Annotated in this window: 3 protein-coding genes and 1 pseudogene; all 4 read left to right on the top strand. The window is 34.4% G+C overall.

The features are described 5' to 3' along the window. A partial coding sequence (locus ACFIKE_RS08605) for an amino acid permease (protein ID WP_375649315.1) occupies positions 1-1350 on the top strand: 1350 nt, incomplete at its 5' end. 805 nt (positions 1351-2155) lie between these two features. Then, entirely contained in the window at positions 2156-2281 is a 126-nt protein-coding gene (locus ACFIKE_RS08600) for a hypothetical protein (RefSeq protein ID WP_375649313.1), read from the top strand. A gap of 170 nt (positions 2282-2451) precedes the next feature. Then, positions 2452-2643, top strand: coding sequence for a hypothetical protein (locus ACFIKE_RS08595; protein ID WP_375649310.1), 192 nt, complete (start codon positions 2452-2454; stop codon positions 2641-2643). A 405-nt stretch (positions 2644-3048) separates the two neighbouring features. Continuing rightward, a pseudogene (locus ACFIKE_RS08590) lies at positions 3049-3450 on the top strand (hypothetical protein). Positions 3451-3948: the final 498 nt, after the last annotated feature.

The following is a 3948-nucleotide window of genomic DNA, read 5'->3' as shown; positions in this document are numbered from 1 at the left end:
ATGAGTAAGCGCCAAGTTATTTTTTTAGCTCTTGGCTCTGCTATTGGAACAGGTCTTTTTTATGGGTCTGCACAGGCAATTAAGCTTGCGGGTCCCAGTGTTTTGATTGCCTATTGTATTGCTGGTTTAGCTATTTTTATGGTTATGCGGGCTCTAGGAGAGATGATACTTCATAATCCATTACCTGGTTCTTTTGCTCGTTATGCGGCAAATTACATATCACCATTAGCAGGTTTTTTAACGGGATGGACATATGTATTTGAGATGATTCTTGTTGGTTTGGCTGATATTACAGCTTTTGCGACTTATATGGGGTTTTGGTATCCTGATGTTGCTCCTTGGGTATGGGCACTGAGTATTACATTAATCATTACAGGTATTAATTTAGCTGCTGTAGAAGTCTATGGTGAACTAGAGTTTTGGCTATCTTCTATTAAAGTTATCGCTATCATTGCAATGATTATTTTAGGAATAGCAATTATTTTTTTTGGGTGGGGTGAAGGTGCAGATTTTTCTACCGTTACTGTTCATAATTTATGGAAAAATGGTGGTATTTTTCCCAATGGTTGGTTTGGTTTTTTAGCTTGCTTTAGTGTTGTTGTTTTTGCTTTTGGTGGTATAGAAATCATTGGGATGGCAGTCATGGAAGTTCAAAACCCTCATCAAACAATTTCAAAGGCAATTAATTCTACTCCAGTTCGTATTTTGCTTTTTTATGTCATGACGTTAGCGATTTTAATGTCACTTTATCCTTGGAATGAGATTGGTCTTATGGACAGCCCTTTTGTATCCATTTTTGAAAATCTTGGGATTTCATATGCGGCAAATATCTTAAATATTGTTGTTGTTACAGCGGCTATTTCTGCAATGAATAGTGGAATGTATGGTGCTTGTCGCATGATACATGGTTTATCGCAGGAAGGTTATGCTTTAAAGAAGTTTCAATATTTATCAAAAAATGGTATACCGATTTTTGTTATTTTGATGATTTTCGGTATTTTTCTTCTTGGTGCTGTCCTTAATTATTTTTATCATGAAAAGCTTTTTTTTCTTATTGCTGCAATGGCAACATTTGCGACAGTTTTTGTTTGGATGATGATTCTACTTTCACAATTTTTTATGCGAATTAAGATGCCTAAAGAAGCACAGAATGGTTTAAAATTTCCAATTCCATTTTGGCCAATAGGATCGATTTTTTCTATTTTATTTATGGTTTTTATTTTTATTCTCTTATGGTATTTTGATGAGACACGGCCAATTTTAATTATAGGTTTTAGTTGGATTGCTTGGCTTGTTATTTGTTTCTATGCACTTAAACTTTATAATTTTAAGCAAAAGAAACAGCAATAAAATGTGAATAGAGATAAAACTCAAAACAAATAACTGATGTCATCAGGAGAACAGTTGTTTGATTGTTATACTCTAAAGATTAGAACAATTGAGATTGAAAAAAATCTGCTCGTTATTATTTTGCTTTGGAAGTTTTTGTGAGCCATTGCTTATGCTAACGGCCAAATCATATAAATATTGGGCATTTTTTTATGGTGAGCTTTGAAATCAATATAAGTCTTTCATGTTAAAATGCTTAACAATGCAAATAGATTTTAATAGAGACAAGATTATAGGCAGATATCTTTTTCTAAACGTATTAATGGAGTTCTGTTTTACAAGGTAAGTTATTGTTTTTATTATTTTATAAGCTCTTTAAAAAATTTGTTGTTTAAATTTTGTTGTTTAAGAAACTACTATTGCTTTTAGAATCGAAGATAAAGTTCTAGATGTATTCTCTCGAAAAGAAGGGTTGGAGTCTTCTGTATCCTTTAAAAGGATATTTGAGTTGTTGTGGGGTAAAGGGGAGAAGTTTTTTATTGTCTATTATTTTTTCTCAAAGAGGATTGGCGTTGGTAGAAAATAGTGAATAATCAAAGTCATTGTATCATTGCGTTTGCAAAAACTTCAATAAAGAGCAGTAAGGTATCACAATAAAATTTCATAGAAGAGTAAATTAAAGAGAACAATGAACGTGTGACAGTTTTACGATTCTTGTTGTTATTGCGAGCAAAAGAGCAAGGATCTAACTTATTTTTTATAATATTGATACGGGATAATTTTTATCACAAGTGGAGAAGGACAAAATGCACTCCGCAACTGTGTTGTGGGTCATAGTAATCATAGTTCAAGTACACAGGAAGAGCACACAGGCTTTGGCTTTCAGATTGAAAAGAGCAGCAGCGGTGCTTCTGTTGTGGGTGCGAGTGCGAAAGACACTGGCGATCAATAGGAAAATAGCTCCGTTCAATCCTATTTCAAAGCGCAGAGAGGTACAGATTATTGCTGATCATGATGTAAACATGTAAGCCGACAAATGTTTCAGCAGAGTGTGATGTCAACGTTGATGCTGGAAATAATATCACGCTTTCGGAAAACTATGATATCTCTAAGATACAAGAAATGCCTGAAAAGTGCTTTGTTGGTGTGACAGGATCTGTCAATGTGGGCATTCTTGGTACCATAAAAGATGTAAGGGGCGCAGCCAAACGTTTTGATTATAGAGATGTAAAACACAAAATCGATAATAGTTTGATTGGCGGGCTAAATGGCAATATAGTCGCGATTGTTCGTGCATGTAGCCCCCCAAAGTAAAGGATTGCGTGACTTTAAAAAGCGAGATATCCACAATATAGCAAAGAAACAATATCTATCTTTTGGGAACAGCTGATAAGGCTCTATCGATAGAAAATCTATTATATGTCGTAAATGATGGCGAAAAAGATCATGTTTACCTACAAAACCATTTACTTAACCCCATTGGTATAGGATTTGGTCACAATCCACCTACTTTTTATAAGGTATCCTTGGAGTTTCCCTATATATTATTTCCACCAGCAATTCCCATGCGAAAGGAGAGGAGAGCGGTAGGCGCCTATGATCCTAGAATTTTTATAGTCATGCGCCTTATACGTGTGCAATGCACTATGGAACGCTTCATATTATGCCAATTTATTCGATTTTAGATAATTTAGGTTTAGGTTATTTATGGAGAAAAAAATGCAACAAATCTTAAAATTATTAAGTGGTCTCATTCTGTCAAATATCGCTGGATATAACATCGACAAGCCCCACTAGGAGTTTTGAGTGCTTGGGAGAAACCTAGAGCAGACTTTACTGAGGTAAGAAAAGCACTGTTAGAATGTGGCATGCCAGCTCCTTATGATATCTTTCCAGAAAATAAAAAGTTAAGCATCAATGCAGTGGCTTCCATTGATGTTTGCATGATCCAAGCAAAATTCCACTACAAATGGGGAGGACTATATTGGTGTTATACTTAATAAAGATGAAAACCTCTCCATTTGTCGTCCTAGTGCTGTTATCCCGCAACGAAGTGTCAAGAAGCGTTTGAACAGCTCGTTTTGTAAAAAATATAAAACCGCTCCTGAATATCAGTCTTAATTTTTGCTGATGATGATCAACAATCCCTATCTTCATGTTTTTCATGCCTGTGCACTGGGGTGTCCTTAAGTCACCATTTCAATGCTATTTATTTATGGGTACTACAACTGTAGGCGCAATAATATAAAAATATCTATTTTTGTTGTAATCAAAATATTGATAATAATTATAAGCATGCCGTTGATAGAATATGATTTTAGTAATAATTTTACCGTATTTTTGATATAAAAATAATGTTATAATCTTCGGGAAGATAAAAATAATAAAGGTTGATAATGTCCATCATTGTTTTGAAAATAAAAAACAGCATGTAAAATAATTTATAGATTGTTTCGTGCCAAAATTACTCAAGGATAGGAAAATGAAGCATATTTTAAAATTATTAAGCGGGATAACCTTATTTGTTATGGCTGGATGTTACGAAGAACAGCCTTCTCGAACAGCTGTAGATGCATGGGAAAAGCCCGGCGCAGATCAGCTTGAGATCAAAAAAGCTCT

Source organism: Bartonella sp. MU70NMGDW (genome assembly GCF_042194085.1).
GTDB lineage: Bacteria > Pseudomonadota > Alphaproteobacteria > Rhizobiales > Rhizobiaceae > Bartonella > Bartonella grahamii.
This window is presented reverse-complemented; position numbering and strand designations above follow the sequence as displayed.